This window comes from uncultured Pseudoflavonifractor sp., from assembly GCA_904419835.1.
Taxonomy (GTDB): Bacteria; Bacillota; Clostridia; order Oscillospirales; family Oscillospiraceae; genus Pseudoflavonifractor.
Map to the genome: position 1 here is coordinate 1 of CAJFTA010000053.1, position 16,160 is coordinate 16,160.

The 16,160-nt window shown below is 63.9% G+C and carries 19 protein-coding genes and 3 tRNA genes; 8 read left to right on the top strand and 14 right to left on the bottom strand.

Annotated features, from left to right (window positions below; genetic code table 11):
• Positions 1-189, bottom strand: a 189-nt coding sequence (locus QZY67_RS09425; RefSeq protein WP_295369852.1) for a hypothetical protein, incomplete at its 3' end; no start/stop codon positions are given.
• Positions 190-211: 22 nt separating this feature from the next.
• On the opposite strand from QZY67_RS09425, the gene QZY67_RS09430 reads away from it, so the two are divergent.
• The 5 genes from QZY67_RS09430 (at position 212) to QZY67_RS09450 (ending at position 1,624) form a co-directional block, all read left to right on the top strand.
• Entirely contained in the window at positions 212-442 is a 231-nt protein-coding gene (locus tag QZY67_RS09430; RefSeq protein WP_295369853.1) for a phage-shock protein, read from the top strand.
• A 90-nt stretch (positions 443-532) separates the two neighbouring features.
• Positions 533-1,222, top strand: coding sequence for a VanR-ABDEGLN family response regulator transcription factor (gene vanR / locus QZY67_RS09435; protein WP_295369854.1), 690 nt, complete (start codon positions 533-535; stop codon positions 1,220-1,222).
• Positions 1,223-1,322: 100 nt separating this feature from the next.
• A tRNA-Met gene (locus QZY67_RS09440) sits at positions 1,323-1,399 on the top strand.
• Between the two features lie 38 nt (positions 1,400-1,437).
• Positions 1,438-1,512, top strand: a tRNA-Glu gene (locus QZY67_RS09445).
• Between the two features lie 36 nt (positions 1,513-1,548).
• Positions 1,549-1,624: transfer RNA gene (locus QZY67_RS09450), tRNA-Val, on the top strand.
• Positions 1,625-1,761: 137 nt separating this feature from the next.
• On the opposite strand, the gene QZY67_RS09455 is transcribed toward QZY67_RS09450, so the two are convergent.
• Together QZY67_RS09455 and QZY67_RS09460 are read right to left on the bottom strand one after the other, a co-directional pair.
• Positions 1,762-3,138 (bottom strand): DUF2812 domain-containing protein, encoded by a 1,377-nt coding sequence (locus tag QZY67_RS09455; RefSeq protein WP_295369855.1) that lies wholly within the window; start codon positions 3,136-3,138, stop codon positions 1,762-1,764.
• Positions 3,135-3,458, bottom strand: a complete 324-nt coding sequence (locus tag QZY67_RS09460; protein ID WP_295369856.1) for a helix-turn-helix transcriptional regulator — start codon at positions 3,456-3,458, stop codon at positions 3,135-3,137. Before QZY67_RS09460 ends, QZY67_RS09455 begins: the two co-directional genes overlap by 4 nt.
• Before the next feature lie 173 nt (positions 3,459-3,631).
• Between QZY67_RS09460 and QZY67_RS09465 the strand changes: the two genes are divergently transcribed.
• Entirely contained in the window at positions 3,632-3,877 is a 246-nt protein-coding gene (locus QZY67_RS09465) for a hypothetical protein (RefSeq protein ID WP_295369857.1), read from the top strand.
• 152 nt (positions 3,878-4,029) lie between these two features.
• Positions 4,030-4,746: a Bax inhibitor-1/YccA family protein gene (locus tag QZY67_RS09470; RefSeq protein WP_295369858.1), complete on the top strand. Its 717-nt coding sequence runs from the start codon at positions 4,030-4,032 to the stop codon at positions 4,744-4,746.
• Positions 4,747-4,798: 52 nt separating this feature from the next.
• Here QZY67_RS09470 and QZY67_RS09475 read toward each other — a convergent pair whose 3' ends face one another.
• The 8 genes from QZY67_RS09475 to QZY67_RS09510 form a co-directional block, all read right to left on the bottom strand.
• Positions 4,799-5,554 (bottom strand): ABC transporter ATP-binding protein, encoded by a 756-nt coding sequence (locus tag QZY67_RS09475; RefSeq protein ID WP_295369859.1) that lies wholly within the window; start codon positions 5,552-5,554, stop codon positions 4,799-4,801.
• The gene (locus tag QZY67_RS09480; protein WP_366448965.1) at positions 5,551-6,627 is read right to left on the bottom strand and encodes an iron ABC transporter permease; all 1,077 of its coding nucleotides are present in this window, start codon (positions 6,625-6,627) and stop codon (positions 5,551-5,553) included. Before QZY67_RS09480 ends, QZY67_RS09475 begins: the two co-directional genes overlap by 4 nt.
• Positions 6,620-7,720, bottom strand: a complete 1,101-nt coding sequence (locus QZY67_RS09485) for an iron ABC transporter substrate-binding protein (RefSeq protein WP_295369860.1) — start codon at positions 7,718-7,720, stop codon at positions 6,620-6,622. The genes QZY67_RS09480 and QZY67_RS09485 overlap by 8 nt, the downstream gene beginning before the upstream one ends.
• 52 nt (positions 7,721-7,772) lie before the next feature.
• Positions 7,773-8,300: an FmdE family protein gene (locus QZY67_RS09490; RefSeq protein ID WP_295369861.1), complete on the bottom strand. Its 528-nt coding sequence runs from the start codon at positions 8,298-8,300 to the stop codon at positions 7,773-7,775.
• Positions 8,293-9,612, bottom strand: coding sequence for a nickel pincer cofactor biosynthesis protein LarC (gene larC / locus QZY67_RS09495; protein WP_295369862.1), 1,320 nt, complete (start codon positions 9,610-9,612; stop codon positions 8,293-8,295). Before larC ends, QZY67_RS09490 begins: the two co-directional genes overlap by 8 nt.
• The gene (gene larB / locus QZY67_RS09500; protein WP_295369863.1) at positions 9,593-10,402 is read right to left on the bottom strand and encodes a nickel pincer cofactor biosynthesis protein LarB; all 810 of its coding nucleotides are present in this window, start codon (positions 10,400-10,402) and stop codon (positions 9,593-9,595) included. Before larB ends, larC begins: the two co-directional genes overlap by 20 nt.
• Positions 10,403-10,407: 5 nt before the next feature.
• A complete protein-coding gene (gene larE, locus QZY67_RS09505; RefSeq protein WP_295369864.1) occupies positions 10,408-11,160 on the bottom strand; it encodes an ATP-dependent sacrificial sulfur transferase LarE in 753 nt (250 codons plus the stop codon).
• A gap of 849 nt (positions 11,161-12,009) precedes the next feature.
• Positions 12,010-13,143, bottom strand: coding sequence for an aldo/keto reductase (locus QZY67_RS09510; protein ID WP_295369865.1), 1,134 nt, complete (start codon positions 13,141-13,143; stop codon positions 12,010-12,012).
• Positions 13,144-13,334: 191 nt separating this feature from the next.
• Here QZY67_RS09510 and QZY67_RS09515 point away from each other — a divergent pair, with 191 nt between their 5' ends.
• The gene (locus tag QZY67_RS09515) at positions 13,335-14,123 is read left to right on the top strand and encodes a peptidoglycan recognition family protein (RefSeq protein ID WP_295369866.1); all 789 of its coding nucleotides are present in this window, start codon (positions 13,335-13,337) and stop codon (positions 14,121-14,123) included.
• 309 nt (positions 14,124-14,432) lie between these two features.
• Here QZY67_RS09515 and QZY67_RS09520 read toward each other — a convergent pair whose 3' ends face one another.
• From QZY67_RS09520 to QZY67_RS09530, 3 genes are all read right to left on the bottom strand, one after another.
• Entirely contained in the window at positions 14,433-14,666 is a 234-nt protein-coding gene (locus QZY67_RS09520) for a hypothetical protein (RefSeq protein ID WP_294533599.1), read from the bottom strand.
• 329 nt (positions 14,667-14,995) lie between these two features.
• Positions 14,996-15,208, bottom strand: coding sequence for a cold-shock protein (locus QZY67_RS09525; RefSeq protein WP_006571247.1), 213 nt, complete (start codon positions 15,206-15,208; stop codon positions 14,996-14,998).
• Between the two features lie 190 nt (positions 15,209-15,398).
• Complete coding sequence (locus QZY67_RS09530) at positions 15,399-15,836, bottom strand: hypothetical protein (protein ID WP_294533597.1); 438 nt, start codon at positions 15,834-15,836, stop codon at positions 15,399-15,401.
• Positions 15,837-16,160: the final 324 nt, after the last annotated feature.

Sequence of the window (16,160 nt, forward strand, 5' to 3'; positions counted from 1 at the left end):
GGAGCGGAGCGAGGACTTTTGCGCCGCTGTGCGGCGCGAAAGTAACGGCATTTTTGAAGGCTGTCGAAAAAGTCCAGGGACTTTTTCGACAGCCTGAGGGGCGCCGGAAACATCCGGCGCCCCTTTTTTAGCGTTTTTTAATCCTTCCCCTATGGAGTATTTAACGCTGGGGTGGTACAATTCCATCAACAAAACGAAGGAGGCATCCTGTATGGTGACACTTGTTGTGGGCTGCTTTGTGGCCGTTGCGCTGCTGGCGCTGGTGCTGAGCATCCTCAGCGTGCCTGTGATGATCATCCTGGCCCTGGCGCCCTGGGCGCTGGCCCTGGCCGGCGTGGTGCTGCTGGTGAAGGCCCTGACCGAGAAGCCCATGCGCTGGGAGAACTTCATGCCCGCCGTGGTGGCCTTTCTCCTCTCCGGCCTTATCCGCTGGTTCTTTTAAGCGAATTGTGATCTTTTCCTTACGAATATCCGCCGGCCTTGACTTGCGTCCGGACCGGCGGATATAATCGGAGGAGAGGAGGCGGTGCGTGTGAACGCGAATATTCTGGTGGTGGACGACGAGCCCGAGATCGCCGACCTGGTAGAGGTGTACCTCAAGAGCGAGGGATTCACCGTCTTTAAGTGCGGCACCGGCGCCGACGCCCTCCGGTGCGTCAGCCGGGAGCGGCTGGATCTGGCCATCCTGGACGTGATGCTGCCCGACATCTCCGGCTTTACCCTCTGCGGGGAGATCCGCCGGGAGCACCACTTTCCCGTCCTCATGCTCACCGCCCGCGCCGAGGACATGGACAAGATCACCGGATTGACCATCGGCGCCGACGACTACATGACCAAGCCCTTTAACCCTCTGGAGCTGGTGGCCCGGGTGAAGGCCCAGCTGCGGCGGTACACCCACTACAATGAGAACGACCGGCCCGTGGGGGACGTCATCGACTTCAACGGCCTGGTCATCAACCGCTCCACCCACGAGTGCACCCTGTACGACAGGCCCCTGAGCCTGACCCCGCTGGAGTTTGACATCCTGTGGATGCTCTGTGAGAACCGGGGACAGGTCATCTCCGCCGAGAAGCTGTTTGAGACCGTGTGGGGGGAGAAGTACCTGGACCGGAACAACACCGTCATGGTCCACATCCGCCGCCTGCGGGAGAAGATGGGGGAGCCGGGCCGGAACCCCCGGTTCATCAAAACCGTGTGGGGCGTGGGGTACAAAATCGACTGAGCGGGGGCCGAAAAATTTTTTAAAAGAAAATTAAAAAAATCGTTGACAAATAGGGGACTGTCGGATATAATAACTCTTGCCCTGTTCGACGGGGTTACATGGCGGCATAGCTCAGTTGGCTAGAGCATGCGGTTCATACCCGCAGTGTCCCCGGTTCGAATCCAGGTGCCGCTACCATAAAAATCTAGCAGGATGGGTTCCTGTCCTGTGCAGACGGCCCGGTGGTCAAGCGGCTAAGACACCGCCCTTTCACGGCGGTAACACGGGTTCGATTCCCGTCCGGGTCACCAACCCCTTTACGGGGCATGACCGGACATACCAGATATGGAGGCATAGCTCAGCTGGTAGAGCGTCCGCCTCACACGCGGAAGGTCACAGATTCGAGTTCTGTTGTCTCCACCACAAAAACAGTCACGTCGTTTGACGTGGCTGTTTTTGTTTTTTCAAAAAGCAGGAGAGAATAGGTGTTCGGCGGGCGACCGCCAGTAGAAAGCACCTGAAGCCACGGCTTCAGGTGCTTTTGCTGTTTGCAGGGAATATCAGCCGCCCAGCAGCTCCGCCGCGGTGCGGATTTGCTCCGGGGTGGGGGTCCAGTAGAAATGAATCTCCACCATGCGGCTCTCCCAGCAGATAAGGTAGGTGTCCCGGGGGCCGTCCTCCCGGTAGACCTGGTAGGCCGCCTGAGCGTCCCAGGGGGCGGCGTCAATGGGCTCGTAGTGGTCCACAAACACATAGCCGTCGACGGCCTCGTCCTGATGCTCTTCCAGCAGGCTCTGGCGGATGAAATTATAGAGGAAGGGCAGCTTGATGTCGGTGACGGTGTAGCTGAGCTGGTAGTCCCGCTCCTCCTGGTTGAAGAGAGGCCGCTGCTCGTACTCGCACCGGGAGAGGAGGAAGGTCTCCTGACAGTCAGCCTCCCTGGAGTACTGGGTGTCTGTCTCCACCAGGTCCTCCACCGTCAGGGGCATGGGGTCGTCGTAGATGTCCCAGGTGAAGCTACCCCACTGGTAGCTGCCCACCGGCTGGCGGCTGTCGCCAAAGGAGAGCACGCCGGTCAGTATACCGGTTATGATGCCTGCCAGTATGGTGACGGTGAGCAGCAGAATAAAGGCAACCGTAACGCCCTGGTTGAACCGGCGGGACACGCCCTGCTTTTTCAGCCAGCCGGACAGGCAGCGGCTGAGGAGCACGATTGCCCCGGTGATCGCCAGCCATACCAGAATAAACAGGGGATTGGAGCTGGAACCGGCGAGAGATACAATCAGGAGCAGAACGGCCACAGTCAACAGGATCCAGCTCATCAGCTTCCTGGTGCGCACGGGGAGGAAAATTCCCTGCTCCGCGGCCCGCTTGGCCCGCCGGTGCCAGAGAACGTAGTGACCCAGCTCATAGAGGGGGAAGAATACCAATATCGTCCAGAAGGGAATCATAAACAGATAGAAGGGGTGGGACAGGTAGTCCACCGGGTTCCGCCACAGCTGACGGAGCTGGGACACAAGAACGAACAGGTAGAGGGCCAGGGACAGGAGCTGAGCGGTGAGCACCCGCCTGGACATGGTGCGGTGGATGGTCTCCACCTGGGTCACCGGGTCGGTGTCGATGGGTACGGCGTCCGCCCGGTCAGTATAAAAAATCTGCATGGCGTCCCACCGGGCTGCCAGCTTCCAGCCGTCCTGGGCACAGAAGTCCTCCTTCATCAGCTGCCGCTGGCTGGGGTGGGGGTCAAACTCCGAGGCGCTGGGGAAGTAGGTCACCGCAAACCGCAGCTGCTGGGGCCGGATTTTCCGGTAGGTCCAGAGCAGTCCGCCTGGCTGCTCAATCATCCAGCCCTGGGCGGCCATCTGCCCCAGCTTCTTTTCAATCCCGCGCTGGTCGTAAAAGGAGAAATTTGCAAGGCAGCGTCTGGTTTTGCTCATTCCTGTGCCTCCTCTCTCAAAACACGGTCATAGTCCTCTGTCTGGCTCCGGAGACGCCGGTATTCCCGGTCCAGCATCTCCCGGCCCTTGTCCGTAATGATGTAGCTGCGGCGGCGCCCGGCCGACTCGGTCTCCTGAATCACCCCCGCCGCCAGGAACTGCTCCAGCAGGTCGTACAGAGTGCCTGAGCCGATGGTCACCCGGCCCTCGGTGAGCGCCCGCACCGCCTCCAGAATGTCCGACCCGCGGCGCTCCCGGCGCAGGCAGAGCAGAATGTAAAACATCTGCTCGGTGAGGGTCTTGAATTTCTCCCTGGGCATGGCGGCTCTCTCCTTTCTCGATTATCGAGTTTCTTTTCATCTCTATTATATCTCGAATATCGAGAAAGTCAAGGGGAAACCGGAAAAAACGGCGGCGCCGTTGCAAAGGGGGGCGGGAGTATGGTATAAAGAGGGTGGAAAAGGACCGTTTTCAGCCGAAAGGAGGACAAATCATGAAACCGCTGACCTTCCGGAAGCAGATGTATCTGGGCCTTGCCATTCTGGCCATCGGCTTTGTCTGCTCCACCGTGACCAGAATCGGGCTGTTCACCAACGCGGCCTGGGCCCTCTACGGCCTGCTCTTTGCCATTCACCCGGTGTGGCCCGAGCGGCTCCAACACCCCAGAATGAAGCTGGCCGTCCGCCTGACGGGGGCGGCCGTGGTGCTGCTGGCCCTTATCACCCGGTTCGGCGTGTAGCGGGGGACAGCTTTCCTCCAATGTGTAGCGGGGGACAGCTTTCCTCCAATGGTACTTTTCTTTTTTGCGGAAACCGTGTATACTAGCGGCAGAATCCCGTGTGCTCCCGGCTGTGCCGGGGGAAATTTCCCACGGGGAAAGGAGAATTGTCCGTGTACGAAAATAACTACTATACCCAGGAGGGCTATGGCGGCTACGGCATGGTGGAGACCGTGGGCCGGTACACCGCCCGCACCTTCCTCTGGATGTTCGCCGGTCTGGCCGTCACCTTCGGCGTGGCCCTGGCCGGGTATATCACCGGCTTCAGCATCCGGCTTCTGTTCAACTCGTTCACCTATATCGGCCTGGCCATCGCCCAGATTGCGGTGGTGATTGTGCTCTCCGCCCGGATTGACAGCCTGTCCGTCCCGGCGGCCCGGTTCCTCTTCTTTGCCTACGCCGCCCTCACCGGCGTGACCTTCTCGGTTTATTTCATTCTCTTTGACGTGGCCAGTCTGGTGCTGGTGTTCGGCGTCACCGCCCTGTACTTCGGCGCCATGGCCGCCTTCGGCTACGCCACCAAGGCCGACCTGTCCCGCATCCGCACCGTGCTGACGGGCGGGCTCATCTTCCTGGTGGCCTTTGGGTTCCTGTCCCTGTTTATCCCCGGCCTCCAGGCCATGGACCGGATCTACTGCCTCGTTGGCATCGCCGTGTTCCTGGGCTTCACCGCCTACGACACCCAGAAGATTAAGGCCCTCCACGCCTACTACGGCCATGACCCCGAGATGGCGGCCAAAGCCTCCGTCTTTGCCGCCCTCCAGCTCTATCTGGACTTCATCAACCTGTTCCTCTACCTGCTCCGTTTCCTGGGCAGACGGCGGGACTGACAGGAGAAAAATGCCGCCGCGCCCCTTAGGGTGCGGCGGCATTTTCATGTTTTCAGCACATTGGCACCACCACGGGGATGCCGTCTATCTGCCGGACCGCGGCGCTGACAGTATACACCGCTTTGATGTTCTCCGTATTGACCACCGACGCGTCCCCAAAGGCGTGGACCCGGCCGCCGTGGAGCAGGAGAAACCGGTCGCAGTACCGCAGGGCCAGATTCAGGTCGTGGATGACCATAATGACGGCGATGTCCCGCGCCCGGCACAGCTTCCGAACCAGGGAGAGCACCTCGTACTGGTTGTGCAGGTCCAGGCTGCTGGTGGGCTCGTCCAGCAGGAGCACCCTGGGCTGCTGCACCAGGGCCCGGGCCAGCATAATCTTCTGCTGCTCGCCGCCGGAGAGCCGGTCCATGGGCCGGACGGCCATATCCTCCAGCCCCAGGGCGGAGAGCATCTCATCCACCAGGCGATAGTCCTCCGCCGAGACGCCCCACTTCATATAGGGCCTGCGGCCCAGCAGAATCATGTCGTACACCGTCAGGCGGCTGGCCGGGGGATTCTGGGCCACAAAGGCCACGTTCCTGGCCATCTCCCCGTGGGACATGGCCAGCAGCTCCGCCCCGTCCACCCGCACCGAGCCGGACTGGGGCCTTAAAATATGGCTGAAGCACTTGAGCAGGGTGCTCTTGCCCGCGCCGTTGTTGCCCAGAATGGCCAGGCACTCCCCGCTGCGGGCCGCAAAGGACACGTCATGGAGGATCTGCCGGCCGCACCGGTAGGAGAAGTTCAGATGTTCCACAGTCATCATGGGCGGTTCCGTCCTTTGAACAGCAGATAGAGGAACAGCGGCGCCCCCAGGAAGGAGGTGATGGCGCCGATGGGCAGCACCACCGGAGCCGCCGCGTTCCGGGCCGCCAGGTCCCCCAGCAGCAGCAGCACGGCCCCCATGAGGGCGGAGCCGGGGATGAGGTAGCAGTGGTTGTCGCCCAGAAAGCGGCGGACCATGTGGGGGGCCACCAGGCCGATGAAGTTGATGATGCCCATGTAGGACACCACCACCGCCGCCACCACCGAGCAGAGGAGTACGCTGACAATCCGCAGCCGGCCCACGTTCACCCCCAGGCTGACGGCGGTCTGCTCGCCGCTCTCCAGGGCGTTGTAGTTCCAGCGGTTGAAGAAGAAGTAGATGCCTGCGGCGGCGGCCACCGCCGCCATAATGCCCACCTCGCCCCAGCCGGTGCGGCCCAGGTCGCCGAAGGTCCAGAACACCAGGGAGGTGAGCTGCACCTCGTCGGCAAAGTACTGCAAGAGCGTGGTGGCCCCGGAGAACAGGGAGCTGAGGGCCACGCCGGAGAGCACCATGGCCTCGGGGGTGATCTGCCGCAGGCGGGACAGGGCCAGAATGAGCACCGACACGGCCATGCTGCCGCCAAAGGCGCACAGGCCGATGAGGGCCGGGTTGGAGAAGGCGACGCCGCCTCCGGCCTGGAGCCCCGCCCCCAGCACAATAATGGCAAAGGCGGCGCCGAACCCGGCGCCCTGGGAGATGCCCAGGGTGCTGGAGGAGGCCAGGGGATTGCGCAGCACCGACTGGAGCACCACACCGGCCATCCCAAGCCCAGCGCCGCCCAGGATGGCGGTGCAGATCCGGGGCAGGCGCATGTTGCGCACCACGATGTTGACGCTGCTGTCCTCCGCCCGGCCGGCGATGCCCTTGAGGAGCTCCAGCACCGGCGTGTCGTAGGACCCGGCCCGGAGGGACAGCAGGGCAGCCAGGAGCAGCGCCACGCACAGGGCCAGCAGGACGCCCATATTCCTGGCCCGGTGGCGGGAGTAGGCCTGCGGCGCGCCGGCGCGTGATGCGCGCATGCCCTTATTCACCCAGGGTCATCTCCTTCAATTCATAGCCCGCCGCCTGATACTGGGCGCAGGCGTCCTCCACCCCCAGCATGGTCTCGAAGATCTCGTCAAACTTGGCGGCCATGTCCACGTCGGCAAATTCCTCCGGGTAGAGCACCTTGCCCATGTAGTAGGCGTCGGCCAGGGCAAGCTCGGTGTTGGTGGCGCTGTACCGGAAGGAGATCTGGCTGTATACCCGGCCCTCCCGCACGGCGGTGAGGCTGTTGTAGAAGTCCGGATTGGAGGCGTAGTCCTCGCTGATGAGGGGCAGGCCGTTGAAGTCCACGAAGATCACATCCGGGTCCCAGGCGAGCACCTGCTCCGGGTCCAGGCTGAAGGCCCCGGTCTGGCCGGTGGTGTCCGCCAGATTTACACCATTGATGGCCGCCAGGGGGGCGTACCCCGCCTCGGTACCCTCAAAGCCATGGGAGCCCTTGAAGGACACGCCGGAGACGTACACCGTGGGCCTGTCCTCATCCGCCGCGCCGGCAGTGCGCTCCGCCAGGTCGGCCTGGATGCCCTTCAGGTAGGCCGAGAGCTCCTCCGCCCGGTCCTCTCTGTGGTATACCTCCCCCAGAATGGAGAGGATCTGGAACACGCTGTCGTCAAACATGCCCTCGTTGAGGGGCACCACCACCACCGGGATGCCCGTCCTGTCCTGAAGGTCCTGGGCGCTGGCGGCGTCGGTGTTGGCAATGATCACATCCGGGCTGACCTTCAGAAGCTCTTCGTCATAGGTCTCGCCGTTGCTGCCGGTGACGGGCAGGGAGGCAAACAGGTCCTGGTTGAAGTAGCTGAAGGGCTTGGTGATGGGGGCCCCCACCTCGTCCCGCTCCACCCCCACCACCAGGTCCTGGGCCTGGAGGTAGGTGGTGTACCGCAGGGTGCACACCCCCACGCACACCACGGAGGACACGGTCTCCGGGATCTCCACCTGCCGCCCGGCGGCGTCGGTGATGGTGCGGGTGTCGCCTGTTCCGGCGGTCTGTTCAGGAGAGGGGGACGGAGCGGAGGCGCACCCGGCCAGGAGCAGCAGGGCGAGGAGCAGAGCGGGGAGACGGGCTGGCTTTTTCATGGGAAAACTCCTTTATATGGGGTTGGAAGGGGAAAGGTGGTGAAAAAGTCGTTTACCACCCGCGGTCGTAGGGCTGGAAGCAATCCAGGCAGAGCAGCCGGCCCTGGTGGAGCCGGACCTTGTGCTCGGGGACCGTCTCGCCGCACTGGGCGCAGGTCACGTTGCCGAAGATGCGGGCCCGCTCGGGCGCGGGCCGGGTGGGCGCGGAGAAGACGAGCACCTCCTCCACCGGGGCGGTGAGGAGCCAGTGCTGCCGGGCGGCGCGGTCCAGGCTGCGGTCCCCCGGCTTCACCGCCACCCGCAGGCCCCGGCCGCTTCTGCGGCAGTAGAAGGTAAAGACCATCTTGCCGGTGCCACGGTAGAGCAGATTGCCCTTGCCCATGGTGCAGCCGGTGATCACCTGCACCGCGTCCACGGCACAGGTGTCGTTCTCGGTGACGCAGACCAGCTCCTCGTCGGCCTCCGGGCCGTCCAGGCCCAGCTTTGCCATGGCCTCGGTGGCCACCCGGAAGCCGGTGGCCAGTCCGGGGCAGGTGTGGCCGTGAAATTCCGCGCATTTGTTCCAGAGAGCCTCATTCATGGGAAGATTCCTCCTGCTTGTTCTTGGTCAGGGCCGCCTCCCACACCCGGGCGAAGGGCACCCCAGCCCGGCGGGCCGCGGCGGCCACATCGTCATACTCCGGCTTCCGGTGGAAGATACCCCAGCCCCGGGCCGTTTTGATGGAGATGGGGCCGAAGGGGGTGTCTGCCGTTTCGCGGCCGGGGGTGAGGAAGTATTTGCCCCACCGCCGGGCCCGCAGGCCGTTGGTGGCCGTCTCCCGCAGCACGGCGCGGGCCATCTGTTCCTCCGCGGCCGGGTCACACAGCACGGTGAGCACATGGCCGGGCCGGCCCTTCTTCATCACGCCGGGGACGGCGTACACGTCCAGAGCCCCCTCCTCCAGCAGACGGGCGCAGGCGTAGGACAGGGCCTCGGGGGTCATGTCGTCCACGTTGCACACCAGCTCGGCAATCTCGCCCGTGCCGCCGGGAGCGTCCTCCGTCCCCTCGCCCCAGAAGGCCCGGACGCAGTTGGCCCGGTCAAACTCCTTTTTGCCCACGCCGTACCCCACCGCGCCGGCGGCCATCACCGGCATGGGGCCGAACGCCTGGGCAAAGTGGGCCACCAGGGCGGCGCCGGTGGGGGTACACAGCTCCCCTTTTACATCGCCGCCGTAGGAGGGCACTCCCTCCAGCAGGTAGGCGGTGGCGGGAGCGGGCACCGGCACCACCCCGTGGGCGCACCGGACAAAGCCGCTGCCCACATGGACGGGGGAGGCCACAATTTTGTCGGGGGCGAGGAGATACATGGCGTAGCACACGCCCACCACGTCGGCCACCGCGTCCAGAGCCCCCACCTCGTGGAAGTGAACCTGTTCCACCGGGCAGCCGTGGGCCCTGGCCTCGGCGGCGGCGATGGAATCGTACACCGCCCGGGCGTGGGCCTTCACCTCCCCGGGCAGGGGCAGGCCGTCGATGAGGGCGGCGATGTGGCCGGGGGAGGCGTGGTGATGGTGGGGATGATCGTGTTCATGGGCATGGTGGTGCTCGTGGCAGTGGCCGTGGTCGTGTTCATGGTGGTCATGGCCGTGAGAATGGACGTGGATGTGCCCCTCCCCGGCGGCCATGGGCACGTCGTGGGATTCCTCCTCCGCTCCGTCCACAGTTACCTCCATCCGGGTGCCCGCAATGCCGCAGGTCCTGGCGGGCAGGGGGGTGAGCTCCACCCCGGGCAGGCCCAGGGAATTCATGGCGCTGACAAAGGCCGCCTTGTCGGGCAGCAGCTCGTAGAGGGCGGACATGAGCATATCGCCCGCCGCGCCCATATTGCACTCAAGATACAGAATTTTCATGGCCGGGAGCCTCCTTGTGCTGGTCTTGGGAGGGCAGGCCCTCCATCTGGTTGATCATGCTGGCCAGATATCCGGCGCCGAAGCCGTTGTCGATGTTGACCACGGCGGAGCCGGAGGCGCAGGAGTTGAGCATGGACAGCAGGGCGGACAGGCCGTGGAAGGAGGCGCCGTACCCCACGCTGGTGGGCACGGCGATGACCGGACAGTCCACCAGCCCGCCCACCACGCTGGCCAGCGCCCCCTCCATGCCCGCCACCGCCACAATGCACCGGGCGGACATGAGCACGTCCAGTTTGGACAGCAGCCGGTGGAGTCCGGCCACCCCCACGTCGTACAGCCGGGTGACATGGTTGCCCATGGCCTCGGCGGTGAGGGCGGCCTCTTCGGCCACCGGCAGATCGCTGGTGCCCCCGGTGGCCACCACAATGTGGCCCAGGGCGGGGGTGTCCGGCCGGGGCCAGGCCACTGCCAGCCGGGCCTCCGGGTGGTAGTCCAGCTCCGCCGCACGGCCCACCAGCTCCGCCGCCTCCGGGCTGATGCGGGTGATGAGGATGTTGCCGCAGCCCCGGCTGTGCATGGCGGCCACAATGCCGGCAATCTGCTCCGGCGTCTTGCCCGCGCCGTAGATGACCTCCCCGCTTCCCTGGCGCACGGAGCGGTGGTAGTCCACCTTGGCGTACCCCAAATCCTCAAAGGGGGACAGCTTCAGCTCCAGCAGAGCCTCCTCGGGGGTGGCATCCCCCGCAGACACCGACCGGAGCAGGGAGAGAATCTCCCGTTTGTTGTCCATATCCGTCAGCCTCCCGTCCGCACTGCAAAATCCAGCAATACTGTCTCAAACCAGGGTGAGAGGGCGGCCTTGACCGCCTCCCGCGCTTCCGCCGCCCGGGCGAAGTCCCGCTCCGTCAGCTCCAGCCGGGCCGCGCCGTGGAACAGCCGCACCCGGAAATCCCGGTACCCCAGAGCGGCCAGGGCGTTTTCCGCCCCCTCCACCGCCGAGAGGGCCTCCGGCGTGATGGCCGTGCCCGTGGGCACCCGGGTGGCCAGGCAGGCGTAGGCCGGCTTGTCCCAGGTGAACAGCCCCGCCTCTCTGGACCGTGTCCGTACCTCCGCCTTGGTGACGCCGCACTCCCGCAGAGGGGAGCGGACGGCCAGCTCGGCCAGCGCCCGCATGCCGGGGCGGTCTCCGGCGTCGTCCGAGGCGTTAGTGCCGTCGATGAGCAGGGTGTACCCGTCGGCCAGGGCCGCCTCCTTCAGCAGGGTAAACAGGGCGGTCTTGCAGTGGTAGCAGCGGTCGGGGCCGTTGGCCGCCGCGCCGGGCACCGACAGCACGTCGGCCTCCAGCACTGCCATGGGCATGCCCAGCTCCTCCGCCAGCCGCCTGGCGTCGGCGAGCTCAAAGGCGGGCTGGAAGGGGGAGTGGACGTAGTAGGCCTTCACATCCTCTGCCCACTCCCTGGCCGCCCAGAGGAGATAGGCCGAATCCGCGCCGCCGGAAAAGGCCAGGGCGGCCCGGGGATTGTTATGAAAAAACTCCTGAAGGGTCATGGAGCACCTCCTGTGGGAAAAATAACCAGACCAAAGAGCAACAAAAAAGACACGCCCCCTGTGGGGCATGTCTTCTGACATCCTGCGCGGCGCTCTGCCGCGCGCTGGGCCGGGGAGAGAAAAGACGCTGTAAACAGGACCCTTCTGGGCCTTCGGGAGGCCGCTTGACCTCTAATCTAACTTTATTAGTATAAACGACCGGGCGGGGGCAGTCAAGACAAAAGTCGCATTGAAGCGGGCTGGGATAGCTTGGAGCAGCAAAGTGTCGATATTTACATAATCTTCACATCTTATTTAAAAACCGTCCAACAATTTCCGCCGCCCTGGTGGTATCTTATAGTCACAGCAAAGGAACACCACCGATACCGCCTCGGGCTGTTGTGGCGGACCAGAGACAACACGGTTTTCCGTGTTTCTATATAAAGCGAGTTTTTCATTTCTCCCTCTTCTATTCCTCTCTCTTCCAAATCAAAAGCGAGATGCCCGCCGCACATAGTGCGGCGGGCATCTCGCTTCAGCACGCAAAAAGCTATGATGAAAAAGCACCCGCCTGAACTGGGGCGGGGGAGCGCGAGGGGGCGGCGGCCCGCCTCGCGTGGAATCGAATGCCCCGGAAGCGTTGCCATGCAAGGCTTCCGGCGAGCGACGCGAGGACTTTTGCGCCGCCGTGAGGGGCAAAAGTAACGGTATTATTGAAGGCTGTCAAAAAAGTCCAGGAGCTTTTTTGACAGCCTGACCAAGATGCCCGCCGCACTATGTGCGGCGGGCATCCCGCTTCAGCGCGCAAAAAGCTATGATGAAAAAGCAGCCGCCTTTTATCCACAGAATACGCCTGAACGGTGGAAAACCTCAGCCCTTGGCGGCCTCGGCGGCGGCAGCGGCCACCTCCGCCAGGCGGTCGGGGATGACGATATGCTGGGGGCAGCGGTCCACGCACTGGCCGCAGCGGACGCACTGCTCGGGCCGCATGGACTCGGGAATCAGGTCCCAGGTGTTGTCAAAGGAGCTCTTCTTCCCGTCCACGCAGAACTGGTTGTAGATGGCGAAGATGCGGGGGATGTCCACATGCCTGGGGCAGTCGGTGCAGTACCGGCAGCCGGTGCAGGGGATGGTGCCGGCAGAGCGGTAGACCTCCACCGCCCTGGCCAGTACGGCCCGGTCCTCCTCCGTAAGGGGCTGGAAGGGGGACATGGTGGCGATGTTGTCCTCCACCTGGTCCATGGCCGACATGCCGGAGAGCACGGTCATCACCCCCGGCAGGGAGGCGGCGTACCGCAGGGCCCAGGAGGCGGCGCTCCTGCCCGGCGCGGCCTCCTCCAGCACGGCCCGGGCGGCGGGGGTCAGGCTGGCCAGAGCCCCGCCCCGCACCGGCTCCATCACAATGACGGGCAGGCCCCGCTGCGTGACAATCTCATACTGGCGCTTTGCGTCCTGCAAATCCCAGTCCAGGTAGTTGAGCTGGAGCTGGACAAAATCCCACTGGTGGTCGCCCAGAATCCGCTCCAGCAGCTCGGGCCGGTCGTGGAAGGAGAAGCCCAGCCGGCGGATGCGGCCCCGGGCCTTCTCGTGGGACAGCACCTGGTAGGCCCCCGAGGCCTGGAAGGTGGCGTAGTGCTCGGCGGTGAGGCTGTGGGCCAGGTAGAAATCAAAGTAGTCCACCCGGCAGCGCTGGAGCTGGCGGGTGAAGATGTCCTCCGCGTCGGAGGCGGACTTGGCCAGCCAGGTGGGCAGCTTGGTGGCCAGGTGAAAGCTCTTCCGATCCCACTTGGAGAGGATCTGGCCCAGAAAGGGCTCGCTCTCCCCCTTATGGTAGTTCCAGGCGGTGTCAAAGTAGTTGACGCCCGCCTCGTGGGCCCGCTCCAGCAGGCGGCGGCTCTCCCGGACGGCAATCATGCCGTCGCTCTTGCGGGTGGGAAAGCGCATACAGCCATAGCCCAGCAGGGAAATGTCCTCCCCAATGGACGCAAAATGCCGATTTTCCATGTTGACCTCCCTGTGGACCGCCCTCTGGGCGGAGACTGACCGCCGCTCCTGTGCGCACGGCCGCACTGCTATTATAATGCAGGCCGGGGATCCCTTGCAAGTGGGGCGGCCCGGGGAAATTTTTTACCGGGTGTACCGGGATATGCCACACAGCCGGGCGGGACGGCATATTCTGGAGAGGAGGGAAGCGCATGAATCTGACTGAACGTATTCTGACCGGCAGCGACTGCTGGAAGGCGGGGCGGACCATCGTCCCCAGGGGGATCATGGTCCACTCCACCGGCGTGGCCCAGCCTGACCCGGAGGTATTCCTCAGGGCCTGGAACCGGCCGGGGGTGGAGGCCTGCGCCCACGCCTTTGTCCACCGGGACGGGGTCATCCAGACCCTGCCCTGGAACTGGCGGGGCTGGCACGCGGGCGCGCCCAGGGGGGATGGAATCTCCGCCAACAACACCCACATCAGCTTTGAAATTCTGGAGCCCGCCGGCCACACCTACCAGGGCGGGACCATGGTGGACTACAATCCGGCCAAGAACGCCGCCTATTTTGACGCGGTGTACCGCAATGCGGTGGAGCTGACCGCCATGCTCTGCGCCCGGTACGGGCTGAACCCGCTGGAGGCCGGGGTGGTGGTGGACCACGCGGAGGGCTGTGCTCTTGGCATCGCCTCCAACCACGCCGACGTGGGCCACTGGTTCCCCAGGCATGGCAAAAGCATGGACCAGTTCCGCGCCGATGTAGCCAGAGAGATGAAGGGAGGGGAAGAGGAGATGACCCAGGAGGCATTCAACCAGATGTTCCGCGCCGCCATGGAGGCGTGGCAGGCGGAGCAGGCGGCCCAGCCCGTCAGCGCCTGGGCGGAGGATGTCTGGAGGGCGGCCAGCGCCGGCGGACTGTTCGACGGCACGGCCCCCCGGACAGCGCTGACTCGGGAGCAGGCGGCTCTGGTGCTCTCGCGGCTGAAGCGGCAGGGCGGCTGACCGAAATAGGGCGGGAGAAGGGGGGACGTTCTTCGGAGCGTCCCCCCTTTTCATATGGAAAGGCCCAAAAATATGCTGGACACAGTTGATTTCAACCATGTCCAGCATATTTCATTTACCCAATCCAGTCTGACAGATACCGTAAGTGTAATTGAATGGATTACTATACCCCCTGATGTAGTACTTCCATTTTCCTACATCAGGGGGGGTTTGTCTATTGTCCGCTTTTACAGGTTCAGCTCATTGGCCGGGGCGCTTTTGGGGGATACGGTCGGGGATAAGTACGCCGCCGGAGGGCGGCGGGGGCCTTCAGCCCCGGCTGCAGGAGCAGGAGGAGCCGGAGTCCAGCTCCACGGCGGCCTGCAGGCTGGCGGAGCCCCGGGTCATATAGGCCGGCATGGCCACGTAGACCGGGAAACTGTCCCCGGAGGGGGCGGAATCCCACACGGGGCGGTCGGGGAAGGAGGGAAGGGTGACGGCGCCGCCGTTCCCACAGGAGCACCCGCAGCAGCAACAGCGGCGGCGGTTGAAGCAATTGCACATATGAGTATCCCCCAAAACAGATTTGGCAGGGCGGGGACGGGATCTCCGCCCCACAGCACAGTATATGCCCGCCCGCCCTCGGGGGTGCCGGGCAGAGCTGACCTGACGGGGCAGGGGGCTTAAATCACGGCTGCTCCAATAGTTCAGACGGTCAAAGATACCGCTGCGCTGCGATGGGCAGCAACGCGCAAAAATAACGCGGAAGGGCTGCGCACGATAAAGCGGGGTCTATGGAGTTTGCCGACTGAATTGCTCCAAATCCATAAAGAACCAACACCCCCGCCGGGCGGCAGCCCGGCGGGGGTGTTTTATCTCCGCAGTCGATTCGATTAGAGAGGACGGACGTTGACAGCGCGGAGCTTGCCGGCGTCCTTGGGATCGGGCTCAGTGTCGTAGGACACCTTCTGGCCCTCGGCGAGGGTCTTGAAGCCGTCCACCAGGATGGCGGAGAAGTGGACGAACACGTCGCCGCTGCCGTCGTCGTTGGAGATGAAGCCGAAGCCCTTGGTCTCATTGAACCACTTTACAGTACCCTGATACATGCTGGTACCTCCTGCAAAAAATTTGATCTCTGCGCAAAAGAAAACCCACACCTCTGCTTGTCATCCATCCAGTGAGCAGACGATGACTTACAAAAATGTGAGTTCAGGTCGTGCATAGAAAAGATCAGGCTATATAATAGCATCGGTTGGGAAGGTTGTCAACAGAAATAAATTGCCCATGCCCGGGCGGTCACACCCGCTCCCGGTCCTGGTTGGCCGCCAGCAGGGCCCGGACGGTCTCAGGGCCGTAGGAGAGCAGCCGGCCGTACTCCCGGGCGATCTGGGTCCGGTTGCCGCCGAAGTAGGCCCGCTCGGCCACCATGGACGCCTTCCGCTCCTTGAGCCGCAGGTACTCCCCCAGCACGTGGTCCGCCCGGTAGAAGAGGTAGAGATACTTCCCCCGGGTGGCCGACAGGGGGAAGAGGTCGGTGACCAGGGGCGCCTCCTCCGGATAGCACTTCACCCCGTACTGCCCCGCGATTTTCCCGGCAAAGGGGCCCAGCTCCTCCCACTCCGCCCGGCTGTCCACCGGGTGGCTCAGGGCCAGGTTCTTCACCCCCGCCCGCACCATCTCGCAGAAGCAGTCCATCACGCCGCAGCGGTAGGAATATGTATCAATCTCGCGCATCAGCCATCAGCCTCCTGTTAGTTGCATTTTCCATTTTACACCAAAAAAGACGGGAGAACAAGGGAAAAATGGCGCAGGTCCCGGGCGAATAAGCCCGGGACCTCAGCGTGTCGAAAAACCTCGGTTGAACAGAATCCGCCTGTGTCGGGGCGGGGGAGCGCGAGGGGGCAGCCGCCCGCCTCGCGTGGAATCGAATGCCCCTGGGAGCCTTGCTGTGCAAGGCTCCCGGGGAGCGGAGCGAGGACTTTTGCGCCGCTGTGCGGCGCGAAAGTAACGGCATTTTTGAAGGCTGTCGAAAAAGTCCAGGGACTTTTTCGACAGCCT